Origin of the sequence: Polynucleobacter yangtzensis (assembly GCF_027924165.1) — a bacterium.
In the GTDB taxonomy this organism is placed as follows: domain Bacteria; phylum Pseudomonadota; class Gammaproteobacteria; order Burkholderiales; family Burkholderiaceae; genus Polynucleobacter; species Polynucleobacter yangtzensis.
In genome coordinates this window covers 1,237,698-1,254,376 of record NZ_AP026973.1, presented here as the reverse complement: position 1 = coordinate 1,254,376, position 16,679 = coordinate 1,237,698, and the positions used below count along the sequence as shown (strand labels likewise).

14 protein-coding genes are annotated in these 16,679 nt (G+C 46.4%); 6 read left to right on the top strand and 8 right to left on the bottom strand.

Features of this window, described 5'->3' with window-relative positions; all coding sequences use genetic code 11:
- Positions 1–60: 60 nt before the first annotated feature.
- Both QMF28_RS06210 and QMF28_RS06205 read left to right on the top strand, forming a co-directional pair.
- Positions 61–1,476, top strand: a complete 1,416-nt coding sequence (locus QMF28_RS06210) for a TAXI family TRAP transporter solute-binding subunit (RefSeq protein WP_281741749.1) — start codon at positions 61–63, stop codon at positions 1,474–1,476.
- 64 nt (positions 1,477–1,540) lie between these two features.
- Complete coding sequence (locus QMF28_RS06205; RefSeq protein ID WP_281741747.1) at positions 1,541–2,878, top strand: DUF3422 domain-containing protein; 1,338 nt, start codon at positions 1,541–1,543, stop codon at positions 2,876–2,878.
- Positions 2,879–2,944: 66 nt separating this feature from the next.
- Here the strand turns inward: QMF28_RS06205 and QMF28_RS06200 are convergent, their stop codons facing one another.
- Both QMF28_RS06200 and QMF28_RS06195 read right to left on the bottom strand, forming a co-directional pair.
- Positions 2,945–4,219 (bottom strand): NAD(P)/FAD-dependent oxidoreductase, encoded by a 1,275-nt coding sequence (locus QMF28_RS06200; protein ID WP_281741745.1) that lies wholly within the window; start codon positions 4,217–4,219, stop codon positions 2,945–2,947.
- Between the two features lie 14 nt (positions 4,220–4,233).
- Positions 4,234–4,566, bottom strand: a complete 333-nt coding sequence (locus tag QMF28_RS06195; RefSeq protein WP_216211323.1) for a c-type cytochrome — start codon at positions 4,564–4,566, stop codon at positions 4,234–4,236.
- Positions 4,567–4,747: 181 nt separating this feature from the next.
- Between QMF28_RS06195 and QMF28_RS06190 the strand changes: the two genes are divergently transcribed.
- The 3 genes from QMF28_RS06190 to QMF28_RS06180 are packed head-to-tail and all read left to right on the top strand — an operon-like array spanning position 4,748 to position 8,330.
- Positions 4,748–6,469 carry an ArnT family glycosyltransferase gene (locus tag QMF28_RS06190; protein ID WP_281741742.1) on the top strand — a complete coding sequence of 574 codons (1,722 nt, stop codon included), beginning with the start codon at positions 4,748–4,750 and terminating at the stop codon, positions 6,467–6,469.
- Complete coding sequence (locus QMF28_RS06185; RefSeq protein WP_281741740.1) at positions 6,466–7,713, top strand: sialidase family protein; 1,248 nt, start codon at positions 6,466–6,468, stop codon at positions 7,711–7,713. Before QMF28_RS06190 ends, QMF28_RS06185 begins: the two co-directional genes overlap by 4 nt.
- Entirely contained in the window at positions 7,710–8,330 is a 621-nt protein-coding gene (locus tag QMF28_RS06180) for a hypothetical protein (protein WP_281741739.1), read from the top strand. The genes QMF28_RS06185 and QMF28_RS06180 overlap by 4 nt, the downstream gene beginning before the upstream one ends.
- A gap of 94 nt (positions 8,331–8,424) precedes the next feature.
- Here QMF28_RS06180 and QMF28_RS06175 read toward each other — a convergent pair whose 3' ends face one another.
- The 6 genes from QMF28_RS06175 to fabI are packed head-to-tail and all read right to left on the bottom strand — an operon-like array spanning position 8,425 to position 14,756.
- Complete coding sequence (locus QMF28_RS06175) at positions 8,425–9,426, bottom strand: tripartite tricarboxylate transporter substrate-binding protein (protein WP_068323420.1); 1,002 nt, start codon at positions 9,424–9,426, stop codon at positions 8,425–8,427.
- Between the two features lie 57 nt (positions 9,427–9,483).
- Complete coding sequence (locus QMF28_RS06170; protein WP_281741737.1) at positions 9,484–10,329, bottom strand: HpcH/HpaI aldolase/citrate lyase family protein; 846 nt, start codon at positions 10,327–10,329, stop codon at positions 9,484–9,486.
- A 15-nt stretch (positions 10,330–10,344) separates the two neighbouring features.
- Positions 10,345–11,721 carry an MmgE/PrpD family protein gene (locus QMF28_RS06165; protein ID WP_281741735.1) on the bottom strand — a complete coding sequence of 459 codons (1,377 nt, stop codon included), beginning with the start codon at positions 11,719–11,721 and terminating at the stop codon, positions 10,345–10,347.
- A gap of 17 nt (positions 11,722–11,738) precedes the next feature.
- Positions 11,739–12,623 (bottom strand): HTD2 family dehydratase, encoded by an 885-nt coding sequence (locus tag QMF28_RS06160; RefSeq protein ID WP_281741734.1) that lies wholly within the window; start codon positions 12,621–12,623, stop codon positions 11,739–11,741.
- A 22-nt stretch (positions 12,624–12,645) separates the two neighbouring features.
- Positions 12,646–13,974 (bottom strand): chromate efflux transporter, encoded by a 1,329-nt coding sequence (chrA, locus tag QMF28_RS06155; protein ID WP_281741733.1) that lies wholly within the window; start codon positions 13,972–13,974, stop codon positions 12,646–12,648.
- Positions 13,971–14,756, bottom strand: coding sequence for an enoyl-ACP reductase FabI (gene fabI, locus QMF28_RS06150; RefSeq protein ID WP_068323402.1), 786 nt, complete (start codon positions 14,754–14,756; stop codon positions 13,971–13,973). Before fabI ends, chrA begins: the two co-directional genes overlap by 4 nt.
- A gap of 50 nt (positions 14,757–14,806) precedes the next feature.
- Between fabI and QMF28_RS06145 the strand changes: the two genes are divergently transcribed.
- Positions 14,807–16,675, top strand: a complete 1,869-nt coding sequence (locus QMF28_RS06145; protein ID WP_281741732.1) for an extracellular solute-binding protein — start codon at positions 14,807–14,809, stop codon at positions 16,673–16,675.
- Positions 16,676–16,679: the final 4 nt, after the last annotated feature.

Genomic DNA, 16,679 nt, shown 5'->3' with positions numbered 1-16,679 from the left:
GAAAGAATCTGTATAAGGACATTATCATTAGCTTTAACGAATTTTGCAGATTGCTAGCTCATGGGTAGTTTTAAACAAGACATTAGAGAAACATTCTTAGGTCTTTCTGAGAGCGCTCAGGAGAAGTGGGGCGACTTTACTCAATTTTTACAAGAAGCGTGGCCATTGCTCCTGCTTTTATTGGCCATACTGATGGGTATCTGGTGGTATGCAGATCCACCCCCGCCAAATCGGGTGTTAATGGCTACTGGATCTCCAGGTGGATCTTATGAGGCGCTTGGAAAAAAGTATGCAGAATATTTTGCTAGTAAGGGCGTCACTCTGGAGCTTGTGCCGACCTTAGGCGCGCAAGAAAATATCGAGCGCTTAGCGGACCGCAATGACCCTGTTCAGGCTGCATTTGTACAAGCAGGGGTGGCTCACGCAAAAGAAATCAAGGGAGTTCAATCGCTGGGAGCGATCGCCTACGATCCGGTGTGGTTTTTTTATCGTGGCCCAGAAGTGAAGAATAGTGATCTAGAGGCGCACAGAGGAAATTTCAAATATTTCTCTTCTAAAACCCTTTCTATTGGCGTGAAGGGTAGCGGCACTTACGCACAAGCATCTAAGATTTTGAAAATATCAGGATTTGAGCATCTTCCACAGTTCGTATATTTACCTGGGGGAGAAGCGGTTAGGGCGCTACAAGCGGGAAAAATTGACGGTGCTTTTATCGTCGATGCTTTTGAAGCCCCTAATGTGCAGGCGCTACTTAATGACCCATCTGTGCATGTCGTCACTTTTAAGCGCGCTGAAGCCTATGTCAAACTCATCCCCTACCTTCATATTTTGGAGGTGCCTCAGGGATCTTTTGATCTAGCTCGTAACTTCCCTCCACAGGATATGAAGTTACTTGCTACCACTACTAATCTGCTGGTAGATGATCGCATGCATCCAGCAATTCAATTCCTCTTTTTAGAGGCTGCTCGTGAAATCAATGGTCGCGGCTCATTTTTCTCAGAGCGAGGAGAATTTCCTTCTTTCAAGGATTCGATATTGCCCGATAGTCCCATAGCAGTACATTACGAAAATAATCATTACCCACTATTGTCGACCTACGTGCCGTTTTGGTTGGCCGAACTGATTAATCGACTAGTCTTTATTCTGTTGCCATTTTGTGCTCTTGCGTACCCGATCCTGCAATCTCTGCCTGGCTACCGTACGAAGCGGATGCAAAATAAGATTAATCGTTTATATGGATCCCTCAAAGCTCTTGAGCAAGATTTGCTGAATGGTTTTAATGATGAGCAACGTGAAGAGTATTTAAAAAGACTTAATCTACTCGAGTATCAAGCGCTCAGAATCAAAGTCTCTAAGCGGCTGTCGAGCGATTACTACACCTTGCGAACTAGCATCGATTACGTACGCAATTGCTTAAATAGGGGTGAGCATCCTTACGGATATGGGGATTTTGATATAAATAGCGAACCTATTTAGATTCATAGGTATGCGTGAGATAGCTTAGGTATATGATTTAAAGAAATAAAAAAATACATAAGCTATGAGACCATACGATCACCCATCTAGAGCGCTATTGCATGAAGAGGTACATGCTCGACCTCCTATTCCATTGTGGCCAAATGAAAGAGTGATTTCTCAATCCTTCTTATTGGACGCTGCTACACGTAAGCAGCAGATTGCCTGGGTACAAAAGCTAAGCCATGCTTTAGGTTGTGCTCCTAGCAGAGATGACCACTCATTTATGACACTGCATTTGGCGCCAGAACCAGAAAGAGTTTTGGTGAAATGGGAGTTGCATGGTGAATTTGCAACCATTGCAGTCATTGTTCACAATAAGACCAAGGTTAAAGAACCATTGCTCAAGTCGAGGTTAGAAATTGAGCGTGATCTGGATTTGCTTTTCAAGGGATTGGGTTGTCCAACCATTTCTGAGTCTGGCGGACAAAGAATTTCTGCCTTAGATTTAGTGTTTGAGCATCGACCTTTATTCACTGAGGCATTAGAAGTTTCTGAAATATTTAGTGGTAACACTGTACTCGGTAGCTTTATTTTCTCAAGTAAGAAAGCACAGCTGTGGACCGACTTGCAGCTTGATGAAGATGGCTTTATTTCTTTCTTTATTCCGCATGATGTATTGGGCTCCAGACAACTGGGCCGAATAGCTAGGGGTTTAGCAGAGGCTGAAACTTATCGCATGGTTGCTATGGTCTCGTTTCCGGTTGCCAAAAGCCTGTCACTGCCTTTAAGAGAGGCAGAGTCAGAGTTGGCTGCGGTATCCGAAAAAATCTCCAAACTGCAAGCAGAGTCAGGAGTGAATACTGAAAAAGATGGCTTATTTCTAGAGGAACTTTCTCGCTTGGCTTCCCGTATTGAGCAATGGATCTCTGGATACGGGCTACGCTTTACTGCAGCCGAGGCCTATAGCCAGCTACTATCAAAAAATTTACTGGAACTAAATGAAACCTCTATTCCGGGAGTGCAAACGTTGTCAGAGTTTATGGATAGACGTTTTCAGCCGGCCATGGGTACTTGTATCTGGACTCAACGTCGCTTACGCGAATTGTCTGATCGTATTTCTAGAACAACGCAAACTCTGAGAACCCGTATTGAGTTCGTGAATGAGCAGCAAACGCAAAAATTATTAGCCAGCATGGATCAGCGCGCTAGACTTCAACTCAGACTTCAAGAGACCGTAGAGAGCTTATCTGTATTGGTGCTAACGTATTACGCAGTTGGTTTATTGGCATACATCGTCAAGGGCGGCAAGGAGGCTGGACTCGCTATTCATCCCGAGATTATTGCCGCAATTGCTGCCCCAATCATTGCCATTACCTTTTTGGTGATTAGTAGGCGCAGACGTCGTAGACAAAAGTCATAATTGACTCAGGAAATAAAAAAGAGACCCGAAGGTCTCTTTTTTATTAGGAGCGAAGGCCTTGGCTTCTTAACCCAAGCTATCTGCCCAGATATTATGAGCCCAGCCCCAAGCATAGACTCCCTCAAGAGTAGATGGAGCAGGGGATAGGCCGCCAGATCCAGGAACCGTTTTAAAAGTTTTTTCTGCCGCGTTGTATTGGTGGACGCTAGCAACGTGGACAACTTCCTTGGAATTAACAAAGCTATAGCAAGTGTTTGTTAATACCGGCGCTGGGTTAACCTCCCAACCGCTGAGTTCTGCGACGATGGCTGCTGCAGCTACTTTGGCGTGTTGGTTAGCCATATGTCCAGACTTGGGCATTGCTGGCGCAATCTGAATCGCATCGCCTAAGACGTGAATATCTTTACGAGCAGTCGATTCAAAGTTGAGGAAGTTCACATTCGCCCAGCGACCATTGGAATTTGCTAAGCCAGTTTTGATAGCAATTTCACCAGCGGCCATTTGTGGCAAGACGTTGAGTACATCTGCCTTCACATCATCCTCGACTTCGAGTTTGAGTGTTCTGGTTTTGGCATCTACGCCAATCACATTACTCTTTGGTCGGTACTCAATGATTCCGGCGTACTGCTCAGCCCAAACTTTCTTGAACAAAGCGCCCTTAGAGGTGACGTCTTGGTTTGCATCCAAGATCAGCACCTTGCCACGCGGGTTGTTTTGTTTCAGGTAATTGGCTACCTGGCAAGCACGCTCGTAGGGACCAGGAGGGCAGCGATACGGGGCTTCTGGAATGCTGATCGCAAAAGTTCCACCTTCACGCATTGCTGCAATTTGCTTGTGTAGCGCAACTGTCTCTGGTCCAGCCTTCCAGGCTTGCAGAGTAACACCATCTTTATTGGCTTGTGCAAGACCTTCAATACTCTTGAAGTTGAGTGATACGCCCGGAGAAACAACTGCTTTGTCGTAACGCAAAGTTTTGCCAGAGGCCAGTTTTACGATTTTCTTGTCTGGGTCAATACTACTTACGCTATCTTGAATAATCTTGATGCCATGACGTTTGCTGAGTGTGTCATATGGTGAGGTGATTTCAGCCAGAGTGCGTGAACCACCAATCACTAAGTTAGACATAGGGCAAGAAATGAAAGAGGTATTTGGCTCAATCAATGTGACCTTGGCTGTGTTGTTAGAAAACAAGCGCAGATATTTAGCGGCAGTAGCACCACCATAACCGCCACCAATCACCAGAATTTCTGCCTTTTGTAAATTAGCACGCGCTTGTCCAGAGAAGCCAGCCAATAAGCCAATTGCTGCTGCGCCTTGGCCAATAAAGTGTCTACGATCCATGATGGGCTTCCTTATTATTTCTTGCCAAGTTGATTGGCGATGGTTTCGAGTTGCTCATCGGTATAGCCTTTGGCTAACTGCGGCATGATGGTGCCTTCACGTGCACCAGACTTAAATGCTTTCATTTGAGTCAGAATTTGTTCGCTAGTAAGGTTGTTAATTAGAGGCATACCGCCGTCAACTACACCCTTGCCATCGGTCCCATGACAATTGGCGCAGGTAGCTGCAAGGCCACGTTTGTATAAATTGCTAGCATCGGCATTTTGCGCGAGGGCAGCGCCACTCCACTGACTAATGCCAATATAAATAGATGCTAGGATTGCGGGTTTTAAATACCTTGCTCGCATATGGTAGTTCTCCGTTCGGATTATTTCTAAGTAATAAATTACAAATTCGTTTGTAGGTATCTTAATCAAGAAACTCTTGAAAATGGATACTCATATCAGATTCGTTTTTCATAAGCTCATTCAAAAATACAGGCATTAGCAGTTTTGTAGGGCTTTCCTGCAAGCCCTATAAACTATAGCTATGCGTGCCTCATTTTCTTACCGTTCTGCTGTATTAATCCTGCTTTTAGGTGTATTTACCTATCTTTACGGCTTAGATAGTCGTTTTGCCCCTAAAAATGGTGACGAGTACCCTTATATGCACATTGTGCGGATGACGGCAGATGCGGGGCAGTGGCTGCCTTTGCAGTCCGAGATGGATGGCATCAAAAACACCAAGCCTCCGCTTATTTTTTGGCAGGGTATTGCTAGCACCTATTGGGCATCCGATTGGACTTTGACTAATTTGCGCTGGCCGAGCGTTTTATATACCGGCTTGACTGCTTTCTTCTTGTTTTTAGCGGTGCGTCGGTTTAGTGGCAAAACACAAACGGGATTATTAGCTGCATTAGTCTGGCTATCTTTTTTTGCGACGTATCGCTATGGTCGTCCATTCTTGGCAGACCCCCCTGAGGTCTTCTGGATTTCGTTACCATTTTTTGCAATCTTATATTGGGGTAAGAGTGCATTCGAATCCAAATTCTTTTTCCCTTTGATGGCGGGAATATGTTTTGGTTTTGCTTTATTTGCAAAATCCTTTGCATATATCGTGCCAGCTTCTTTTGCCTTGGGTCTTTACTACTGGCACTGGCGGCAGTGGAGTATTCCGCAAGTGTTAATACGGGATCTCTATAAGTTAATCCTCATTGCCGTCCTTGCATTGGGCGTATTTGCCTTATGGTTTGCCATGGACCCATATCCTGAGGCGGTTTGGAGGGAATTTGTCCTTGGCGAGAATGCTGGCAAGTTTGCTGCGCGCCAATCTAGCTACCTGATGGATTTACTTCGTGGTGGTGACAGTATTTGGTTGCTGTTACTGACCACAATTGCTAATGGTGGCTTATTTAGCTTTGTACTAATTTCTACATTGATGCAATGCTGGCGTACACGCCGTTTTCTGACTCTAGAAGAAGTGTTGTTATTGCTATTGATCGCAGCATTCTTGATTGTGTTTAGTTTGCCTAGTCAGCGCTCAGGCCGCTACCTTCTCCCAGTGATGCCAGCATTTGCTGCATTGATTGCTTTGTATTGGGATAAGTTACCTTTATGGGGATTCCGAATTGCCTTGCTACTGCAGTTGCTGGTGGTATCACTATTGATATGGATTGGCGGCAATTTGCAGTTTTCCCATTTTATGGGTGATTCTAGTCAGTGGACTTATTCTAATTGTCACTGGATCTTGATGTCTGTGAGTTTGTTAGTGGTCTTGGTCGGCTTGTTTAGACGTAGCCAAACCAAGGTGCTGGCATTAGCAGCTTGCTTCCTGGTCTATTGTGCTTTAACGAGTAGTCTTACTCCATTAGAGGGGCGTCTGGGGCGCTATTCCATTGAGACTATTGCCCAGACACAAGGTAAGGATGTTTGGGTTCCTTGCGACTACCGCGCTAAAGACGAGGAATATCGTCTACTTTTGCCAGGCAGCAAGTTGCACGGCTACTTAGCCAAAGACGCTGCTGATATCAACGGACTGACTGCTAGCTATCCTCTGGTAGCGGTGCATTCGCCTCTTGGTGTTGCGCCTACCTTATGTGAATCTTGTCAGATTGTTGGGCAAAGAATGGAGATGCGGGCGCGCCACTCTAATGAAGAAATTGCGGAGATGTTGGCAGGACAAATTGGCAAACATTTATTTGTGAATGAGTATTTAATTGCTACTCCAGCTGCTATGCCAGATTTATCAAACCTGAAGGATGTTTGTAGATGAGTCGTATTGTTGCACTTTGTTTTTTATTGCTTGCTGCTGTATTGGGCTTTCTACATATCGATAGTCGTCCTGTTTGGGCGCCATTTGTAGTGCCCGCTTTTCCTCAAACGGAGGAAGTGGCAGATGAGACTGTAACTACAACACCCAAGACCAAGGCCCCGTCGAAGGCTATTGCACCAGCATCACAAGCAAATTGGTTGCCCGATACTGGAGCTCCATCGGTTCATGCAGCCTCGTTGATTGTATTAAAAGATGGTGCGGTTCGGGCATTTTGGTTTGCAGGTAGTCGCGAGGGCGCAGCGGATGTCTCGATCTATAGCTCGGTATACGATTCGCATTCTGCTAACTGGAGTGCGCCTACTGTTGTGATGGATCGAGTTAGCGCCGAAAAAGGTTTGTTACGCTATATTGCTAAGTTAGGCAACCCTGTACCAAGTAGATTGCCCGATGGAAGGCTGCAGCTATTTTTCGTGACTGTTTCTATTGGTGGTTGGGCGGGAAGTTCAATCTCTGCGATTACTTCAGATGATGAAGGATTGACGTGGAGTCATCCACAGCGACTGATCGCTTCTCCGTTATTGAACTTAAGCACCCTTGTGAAATCTCCGAGCGTCTCATTCACTGATGGCTCACTGGGCTTGCCTGCCTATCATGAGTGGGTAGGGCGCTTCGGTGAGTTTTTGAGGGTAGACGCCGGGCGCGTAATCGATAAGCGTCGCATGAGTTCTGGCCGTAGTGCAATTCAGCCTCTGATGTTTGTGAACGACGCTCAAGATGCTAGCGCGTATTTTCGACAAACGCGAAGCTCTGGATTGCCAAAGCAAATTCCAGTTGGTAGTACGCAAAATGCAGGCCAAAACTGGCAACAGTCTGAGGACTTGGCAATTGCTAATCCTAATTCCGCAGTGGCAGGTGTAACGCTGAAGAACGGTGCTCGCATCTTGGCTTTAAATAACATTGAGTACGGTCGCCATCGATTGGTTTTAATGATGAGCAGTACCAAGTCGGGTCAATGGCAAACCGTTGAGGTATTGGAGGATGACGAAGCTTTGCCTGATGCGCAGCGTAAAGAATTTTCCTATCCGTACATGATTACTGTTGATGGTGATGATGCCCATTTAGCGTATACCTGGGATCGTAAAAAAATTCGACATCGTTATTTTTCGGGTGCTTGGCTAAAACAAGCTTTAAATAAGGTGCAGACACAAGAATTGGAAGTGCAGCGTTCGGAGGCTCAACAATGAATTCATTAATGCAAATCTTGCCTTTGATAGAGCTATCTATTACGTCCTCGGTTATTTGTATTTGGGTGCTGCAAAAATTCGCCGCCAATCCTTTTCCGTTCGCCGTAAAGCTTTTCTTGGTCCTGTTAATCGGAAATGTATTGTTCTGGCCGCTAGGCTTGGGCATGGAATTACCCTTGGTAGCTTATGTGCGTGGAGTAACTGGAGATCTCAGTATTGTCTTGACTCTATTGCTGTGGAGCTCCTTGTTGCCTTCAAGCAAGCCGACGCCTATGGCGTTTAAATTTGCTGTTGCCATCGTTGCGTTCTGCTTTTATCCATTTGCTCTGGGATTTGGAATGATTGATCCCTACGGATGGGGATATGGATCTATTACATTCTTAATAGCGGTTCTGGTATTCGCAGTAGTTTGTGCATTAGCCAATTGGACGAAGGGCGCTTGGATCATTGCGATTGCCATTATTGCTTGGGCGGCTCAGTGGCATGAATCCAGCAATCTTTGGGATTATTTGCTCGATCCTTTCCTGGCGATTTGGGCTTTGATTTCCTTCGTTGGAGTGATTTATAGAAGGCGTCGCGATAAGGCCCGCTCTGGATACTTGTTTAGACCGGGTTAAGTGAAGAAGAATTTACTCACCGCTAGGTCAGCTCAATAGTAAGAAACAAAAAAGCCAGCATTGCGCTGGCTTTTTTGTTTGAAGCGATTAATGCTTAGTCTGGAATATTCGCTTTACGGATAATTGGACCCCATTTATTAATTTCCGCATCAAGATGTGTCTTGAGGCCGTTAGGAGTCATCTTGTCTGGAGAGACAATATCGATATTGGCATCTGCCAGACGCTTTTGCACATCAGGAGTATTGAGGGCTTTCTTCAAGGCCGCATTCAACTTATCCAAGATTGGCTTAGGAACGCCTTTTGGTGTGTACATGCCATGCCAAACTTTTACTTCAAAGCCTTTGAGGCCTTGCTCGTCCAAAGTAGGAACATTAGGAATGGCAGGCAAACGCTTCAATGTAGTTGTACCGTAGGCTTTAACGCGACCATCTTTAATGTAAGGAATGGTTTGTGTTGTTTGGTCGCAAAGAAGGTCTACTTGACCGCCCAGTAAATCGGTAAGTGCAGGGCCAGTTCCTTTGTAAGGAATGTTGGTTAACTTCACGCCCATGCGGCTTTGAAACAACAATCCGCATAACTGTGAAACAGCGCCTGGACCAGCGTTGGCCATCGTAACTTTAGAACCGTTGGCTCTGATGTAAGCCTCAAGCTCTTTAAAGTTATTTGCTGGCAAATCTTTTTTACCCAAAAGAACCATGGGGACGTCTGCAACTTGACCAATGTATTCAAAGTTGGTCATCGGATCGTATGGGAGCTTGTCATACAGGGCATTTGCTGTTGCCATACCCATGTGATGCAAGTAGATGGTGTAGCCGTCTGGAGCTGCACGCGCAACTTTGGTGGAAGCGATTGTGCCGCCCGCGCCTGGTACGTTCTCAACAACAACTGTTTGGCCAAGTGCTTGACCCATTGGAACTGCAATCAAACGTGCCACAGAGTCGGTTGGGCCACCAGCTGCAAATGGAACAATCAGATTGATTGATTTAGTAGGCCAGTCTTTTTGCGCTAGAGCGCTAGTGCTTAGAAATGCGCCAGCTGTTAATGCTGCTGCAATTCCTGAAAATAAAAATTTCTTCACTTTCAATTTGATCTCCATGTTGTTGTTATGTAGATCGATTTTGCCAGTTTTAAAACTTTTTTGTCTTGAATAACCCTAGTGTTTACCAGTAATTGCCAAGGTTCTTTGAGCCAATAACACTACTGGCCTATCAATCATCCGGCCATCTAATTTCACTGCGCCACCTTTAGAGGCTTTATCTGCATCAATCACTCGCTGGGCCCATGCCAGCTCTTCCTCTGTGGGTGTAAAGGCGGCAATAACAATACCCACTTGCTTAGGATGAATGCACAGTTTTCCGCCAAAACCCATGCGTTTTGCACGTTCCGCATCTTCTGCAATACGCTCAACATCATCCGTAGATGGTGTAACCCCATCAATAGGAGGGGCAATCTGCGCAAGGCGAGAGGCCAAAACTATTTGATAGCGAGCGGTTTGTAGCTCAGTTTCTTGACGATCGCAAACCATGCCAAGGTCAGCCTGCAAATCTAAGTTGCCCAAGGCGAGACGAATCACCTGATTGGAGTTAGCAATTTCCTTCAGCTGATCCAAGCCGACTGCAGTCTCAATCATCGGAATAATGGCGGTGTTGGGCAATATCAAAGCGGCGCCATTAATTTGATCGAGCGATTCGCTTTTAGGAATGAGTAGGCATGCCACTTGCAGTTCTTGCGCAAGAATGAGATCGGCCGCATAAAACTTACTACCTGGTGAGTTCGTGCGAATGACTAAGCGTTTCTTTTGCTCAGTACTGAAGTTAGGCCAAGCAGCGCGAATGGCATCGCGCGCGCTGACTTTATCTTCCTCGGCAACAGCATCTTCAAGATCTAATACAACGCCACTGGCACCACTATCAAGGGCTTTTACAAAACGCTCAGGGCGAGTGCCCGGGACAAAAAGAAAGTTGGTGCTATAGCCTAGTGGCGTATCAAGTGGATTCATAAAAGAGTTATGTGCTTAATTCGAAGGAAGTAGAAAGCCTATCTTGGCTTGTTTGCGGATATTCCACAAGAGATCAATTGCTTTATTCATCTCGGCTGGGTTGGCGCCACCGCTGAAGGCAGCTAGACGCATTGCCTTGTCGGTAATTTCTGCGCGAGATAGGGTGTTGCCAGGATCGCCCTTAGGCTCGTCTACACGACCGTCCAAGACTTGCCCGCTTTTTAAATGCACTTTGACTTTGCCGATCCAGCGTTGTGGATAGGCTCCATCTACTTCGGGATCCAGGGTCATCGTAACGCGCTCGCGGAATGCGCAAATCTCATCATCATGAAAGTGCTTGTCGAACTCTTGAAGGCCGGCAAATTGATAGTGAGCAACTAAAGCCAAGACTGTGCCCATAGAAAACTTCGATTGATGCACGGTAGCCGGATCAGTGACTGGTCCTAAAACATCAATAGCGCCCTGATGAACTAAAGTCTCGACCTTGGCGATATCGCTAGGGGCTAACTTACTGGCCAACATCACTTGCAATAAAGCATCTGCAGCAGGGTGAGTATGGCGGCATGAGGCGTAGTACTTAAAACTGGTTTCTGCTAAAGCCCAGCGACTACCCAAACGATCTACGAGCTTACTTGGATCGCTATCGCTAGACATGCCAGCTGCAAGACCTTGCTTGCCTTCCAGAATATGCTGCGCACCTGTAAAACCAGCTTGTGCAATATAAGCAGACATCAAGCCGGTAGATGCGGCATGTGCAGTATGGAGTTGCTTTGAGTCGGCCGCATCGCGCAGAAATTCCCAAAGACCAGCTGACTGTGTGCCCGCTGAACCAAAGGCGTTGAGCATTTGCTCTGGAGACAATTTCAGAAGTCTTCCAACTGCTGCAGCCGCCGCTAGAGTGCCAGCGGTGCCAGTAGTGTGAAACACTTTGTAATGAGAGCGACCTAGAAATTCGCCAACACGGATACCTACTTCATAGCCCGCTACTGCAGCAACCAATAATTCTTCTCCAGAGGAGCCCAGCGCTTGTGCGCAAGCTAGTGCAGGAGGAAAGACTACTGTCGCCGGATGAAAGACTGAACCATTGTGCACATCATCTTGTTCTGCAACATGGGATGCTGCCGCATTTGCCATTGCCGCCAAAAAGGGGCTGGAGGTTTTGCGTGAAACCAGAATCTCAGATGGGCCAGCGTGTGCCGCATCAAACCCACCCATGTTCTGCGCAAATTGGGTAATAAGCTCAACCGGGCGTGAGCCTTTGCCGGCGATAGCAGAACCAAACCAATCTACCAATAAATCTTCGGCACGGTTCATGACATCGTTAGGGATGTCTGCAGCCTTGAGATTTGCTGCAAAGCTGGCGAGCTCACGAGAGAGGTGTTGAGTAGTCATAAATAAATAGTGTTTGATTAAGCTAGTACGGCAGTGGCTTGCATCGTGAGCCAACCTTCATGATCTTGCGCCCAAATCGAAATCGTTTTTCCGCTGGGATCTTTTTCCAAATCTGGCTTGGCATTCACTTTAAAAATATTGATGTCAAAAGTCGGGCGAATAGCGCGGAACTCAAAACTCTTCAGCTTGCAGCCTGGAATGCTTTGGCGTACCAGATCAACTAATAAGGTTGCAATCAACGGTCCATGCACAATTAAGCCGGGATAGCCTTCAACCTCGGTAACGTATTTACGATCGTAGTGAATGCGATGACCGTTAAATGTTAGTGCTGAGTAGCGAAACAGCAATACATCATCTGGCGTAATTGTTTTGCTCCATTTGGCATCAGTTGGTGCGGGAGTAGGGGCTGCGGGCTTGTCGTCTGGTCCAGGAGCGTCGCGATACACGATGTCATGTTCTTCAATAATCGCCAGGCCATTTTGATTGGAGATCTTGTGATTGACTAAAACGAAAATCAAATCACCAGTGCGACCTGCTTTATGAGTGACAGACTCAATTGTGGAAACTCTTTCAATTTCATCGCCAACAGCTAATGGTTTTAGCCATTCAATACGACTACCTGCCCACATGCGACGTGGCAATGGAACGGGAGGTAAAAAACCACCACGTTTTGGATGACCATCAGGACCGATTTCAGATTCGCGGGCATGAGGTAGAAAGTACAGCCAGTGCCACAACTCCGGCAAAAAAGTACCCTTGCTGGGCGCGGGATCTTCGCGATCCAAGGTGGCTGAGAGGGCGCGCACTGGCGCTGATGTAACTGTGTCTTGAAATGACTCCGTTTTACCGAGCCATTCTTGCAGATGAGTGATGGTTTGAGGTTCGATTCGCATAGCATCCATTATGCCAATCTTGGAGAAAAACTCACCCCATCAAGATGGAGATGTAATGAAAGAGTAATCCAGCTAAGGCAGACCCACCCAATACGGTGAGAACACCCTTTTGAAATTTAAATAAGGCTAATCCAGCCAGGGCGCAGATCAAGATCGAGATCCAAGAAATCGAGCCGCTAAAGCCTCTCGGTAAAAAGACGTGATAGGCAAAAAAGAGACCCAGATTGGCAATAACACCAACTACGGCTGCAGTGATGGCGGTCAGTGGCGCTGTAAAGCCCAGTTTGCCGTGAGTTGACTCAATGAGTGGTCCACCAACCAAGATAAAAAAGAAGGATGGCAAGAAAGTAAACCAAGTAGCAACGCATGCACCCAGCACGCCAAACCAAAAAGGATTGCTAGCACCTATCAAGTGTTGAATATGTCCCGCAAGGTAGCCAACAAAAGCAACCACCATAATCAACGGTCCTGGGGTGGTTTCGCCAAGCGCCAGGCCATCAATCATTTGGTTAGCGCTGAGCCAATGGAAGTGATCAACGGCGCCTTGATATACGTAAGGAAGAACTGCATATGCACCACCAAACGTCAGAAAGGCAGCTTTAGTAAAGAACCAGGCTATCTGCGGATATAAAGTTTTCCAGCCGAAGAGTAAGACTAGAGCGCCTATAGATAGCAACCAACAACCCAGAGCAATCAAAGAGTGGCGAATCGTTTTTTGATAATGAAATTGCGCATGCTCAGGAGTGGGAGTGTGATCATCAATAAGCGCACTGCCATATCCACCAGTTTCTTTGCTGCCATGAATACTTTTTTGTTGAAAATATTCTGGATATTTTTTGCCACCCCAATAGCCAATAGCAGCAGCAATCGCCACGATGATCGGAAAGGCAAGATTCAGAATGAAGATGGCCAGGAAAGAGCCCAAAGCAATCCATTGCAATACTTGGTTATGAATGGTGCGTTTACCAATGCGTACTGCAGCGTGCAGCACGATTGCTGTGACGGCGGGCTTGATGCCAAAAAAGATCGCCGCAATCCAAGGTACTTGTCCGAATGTGAGGTAAACCCACGATAGGCCAATCAATATGAATAAAGAGGGCAACACAAAGAGTGTTCCTGCCAGAATGCCGCCCCAGCTGCGGTGCATCAGCCAACCTATATAGGTCACCAGCTGTTGAGCCTCAGGCCCGGGAAGGAGCATGCAGTAGTTCAGCGCATGTAAAAAGCGCCGCTCAGAAATCCAGCGACGCTTTTCAACTAACTCTTGATGTAGAACGGCGATTTGTCCTGCCGGCCCACCAAAACTAATGAAGCCCAGCTTGGCCCAAAACTTCAGGGCCTCGCGTAGTGGAATACTCAAACTTCGTCCATTCCGCCAACTACTTGGCTAAAGCCGTTATCAACATAAATGATTTCAGCAGTAATACCATTTGCCAAATCAGATAACAAGAATGCTGCAGTGTTGCCTACATCATCAATGGTGACATTGCGACGCAGTGGTGCAGTTTGTTCAACTGCTTCCAAAATCTTGCTAAAGCCTTTGATGCCAGACGCTGCCAAAGTTTTAATTGGGCCAGCAGAAATTCCGTTAGCACGAATGCCTTTAGGACCAACTGAGCCAGCAAGGTAACGCACGGAAGCTTCAAGAGAGGCTTTAGCTAAACCCATGGTGTTGTAGTTTGGAACATTCTTCATCGAACCCAAATAAGTCAGGGTGAGTAAAGAGGATTTATCGCGCAACATTGGTAAAGCCTCTTTTGCCATTGCTGGGAAGCTATATGCTGAAATGTCATGAGCAATCTTGAAGCCTTCGCGAGAGAGGCCATCCAAGAAATCACCGGCAATTGCTTCGCGCGGTGCAAAGCCAATAGCATGAACGAAGCCGTCAAATTGAGGCCAGGATTTAGCCAAATCCTTGAAAAGAGCGCTAATTTGCTCATCGCTGCCCACATCACAGTCAAAAATCAGGTCGGTATTGAATTCTTTTGCAAAATCAACGATGCGGTCCTTAAAGCGTTCACCCACGTAGGTAAAAGCTAGTTCAGCGCCTTCGCGGTGGCAAGCCTTGGCAATGCCATAGGCGATAGAGCGGTTTGAGAGGAGGCCGGTAATGAGGATTTTTTTGCCGGAGAGAAAGCCCATGTTGTGTCCTTTACTTCAAATATGATTAGCTATCTACAATTGTTGCATATATGCCCACCCTAAAACCCATTCGCCAAATTGCCCATTTCTTGCTGCTAGCGCTGCTAGTGGGGCTAGGAATCAATACGGCCATAGCTGGACAGGGCATTGCGCAATACGGTAAACCCAAATATCCCGATGGATTCGCCCATTTTGATTACGTGAATCCGAACGCCCCTCGGGGTGGCACCTTGGTATTACCCAATCCGGGGCAAAGAACCAGCTTCGATAAATTTAATCCGTTTACGTTGCGCGGCATTACTGCCCCAGGTATTGATTTGATGTTTGAATCTTTGGCCGAGGGAAGTGCTGATGAGGTATCCAGTATTTACGGGTTATTGGCTGACGATATTCAGGTGGCTAAAGATCATAAATCCGTGACGTTTCATATTCGTTCGGAAGCGAAGTTTTCTGATGGTAGTCCAGTACTAGCAGCTGACGTTAAATATAGCTTTGATACTTTAATGAGTGGTAAAGCCCACCCACGCTACAAGACAACTTTTGCTGACATTAAAGAAGCAGTAGTTTTGTCTGAGCGCTCCATCCGCTTTGACTTTAAAAATGACAATGCAGAGTTGCCAATCTTGGCGGGTACCTTTCCAGTGTTCTCACGTAATTGGGGTAAGCGGCCCGATGGGTCGATGATCCCATTCGAGAAGCTTGCCTTTGAGGCGCCGATTGCAAGTGGCCCATATTTGATTGAGTCTTTTAAAGCTGGCAAGTCGATTGTCTATAAAAAGAATCCAAACTATTGGGCCGACCAACTCAGTAAGCCACTTAACGTGCGCGTTGGTTTTTATAACTTTGATCGAGTGCTGTACAAGCTCTACAGCGATGATGCTGTCAGGTTAGAAGCCTTTAAAGCAGGGGAGTTTGATGCTTTAGTCGAGTATCGCGCCAAGATTTGGGCCAAAGGCTATGTTGGCTCAAAGTTTGATAAAGGTATTTTGCTGAAAAAGGCATTCCTCAATCACAACGGTGCTGGCATGCAAGGTTTTGCAATGAATGTACGCCGCCCAATCTTTAAGGATGTGCGTGTTCGCGAAGCCTTGGGGTATGCCTTAGATTTTGAGTGGCTCAATCGTCAGATATTTTTTGATCAATACAGTCGCATCAATAGCTACTTTACGAATAGCGACTTAAGTGCCAATTTTGACGGCCCTCGCAAACCAACTGAAGCTGAGTTGAAATTACTTAAACCTCTGAAAGCTAAATATCCACAATGGGTTCCAGATGCTGTCTTTGGTCCAATGCCTGCGGCGCCATCAACTAAGCCGCCTGGAAGTTTGCGTCAGAACCTAAAGAAAGCAAGAGAGCTTCTCATGCATGCGGGATGGCAGTATCGCGATGGCGCATTGCGCAATGAAAAGGGCGAGCCATTTCGTTTTGAGATTGTGGAGGATGGCGGCTTTTTCTTGAGAGTCATTTCTGCGTATGTTCGTAACTTAGAGAAGTTGGGAGTGCAGGTCGATATTCGTACGAGCGACTTTGCCTTGCATCAAAAGCGTATGAACGAGTATGACTTTGATATGACCACCGTACGATTCCAGGATTCTCAAAACCCAGGTAACGAGCTCTGGGATCGCTTTGGTAGTCAAGCTGCCAAAGAAAAAGGTTCTGATAACGTGATTGGCGTGCAATCACCTGTAGTCGATGCCTTAATTGATGAAATTACCAAGGCGCAAAATCGTGAACAGTTGAGAACTGCCACTAGAGCACTTGATCGTGTCTTGTGGAATAGTTATTACGTTGTCCCTCAGTGGTACAACCCAACCCATCGCGTTGCCTTCCGTCACGAGATGCGCTACCCAGAGCCACCTTTGTACTATTCAGCTGAACTGTGGATCATGCAAAATTGGTGGAAAGAGGAGTCTAAATAATGCA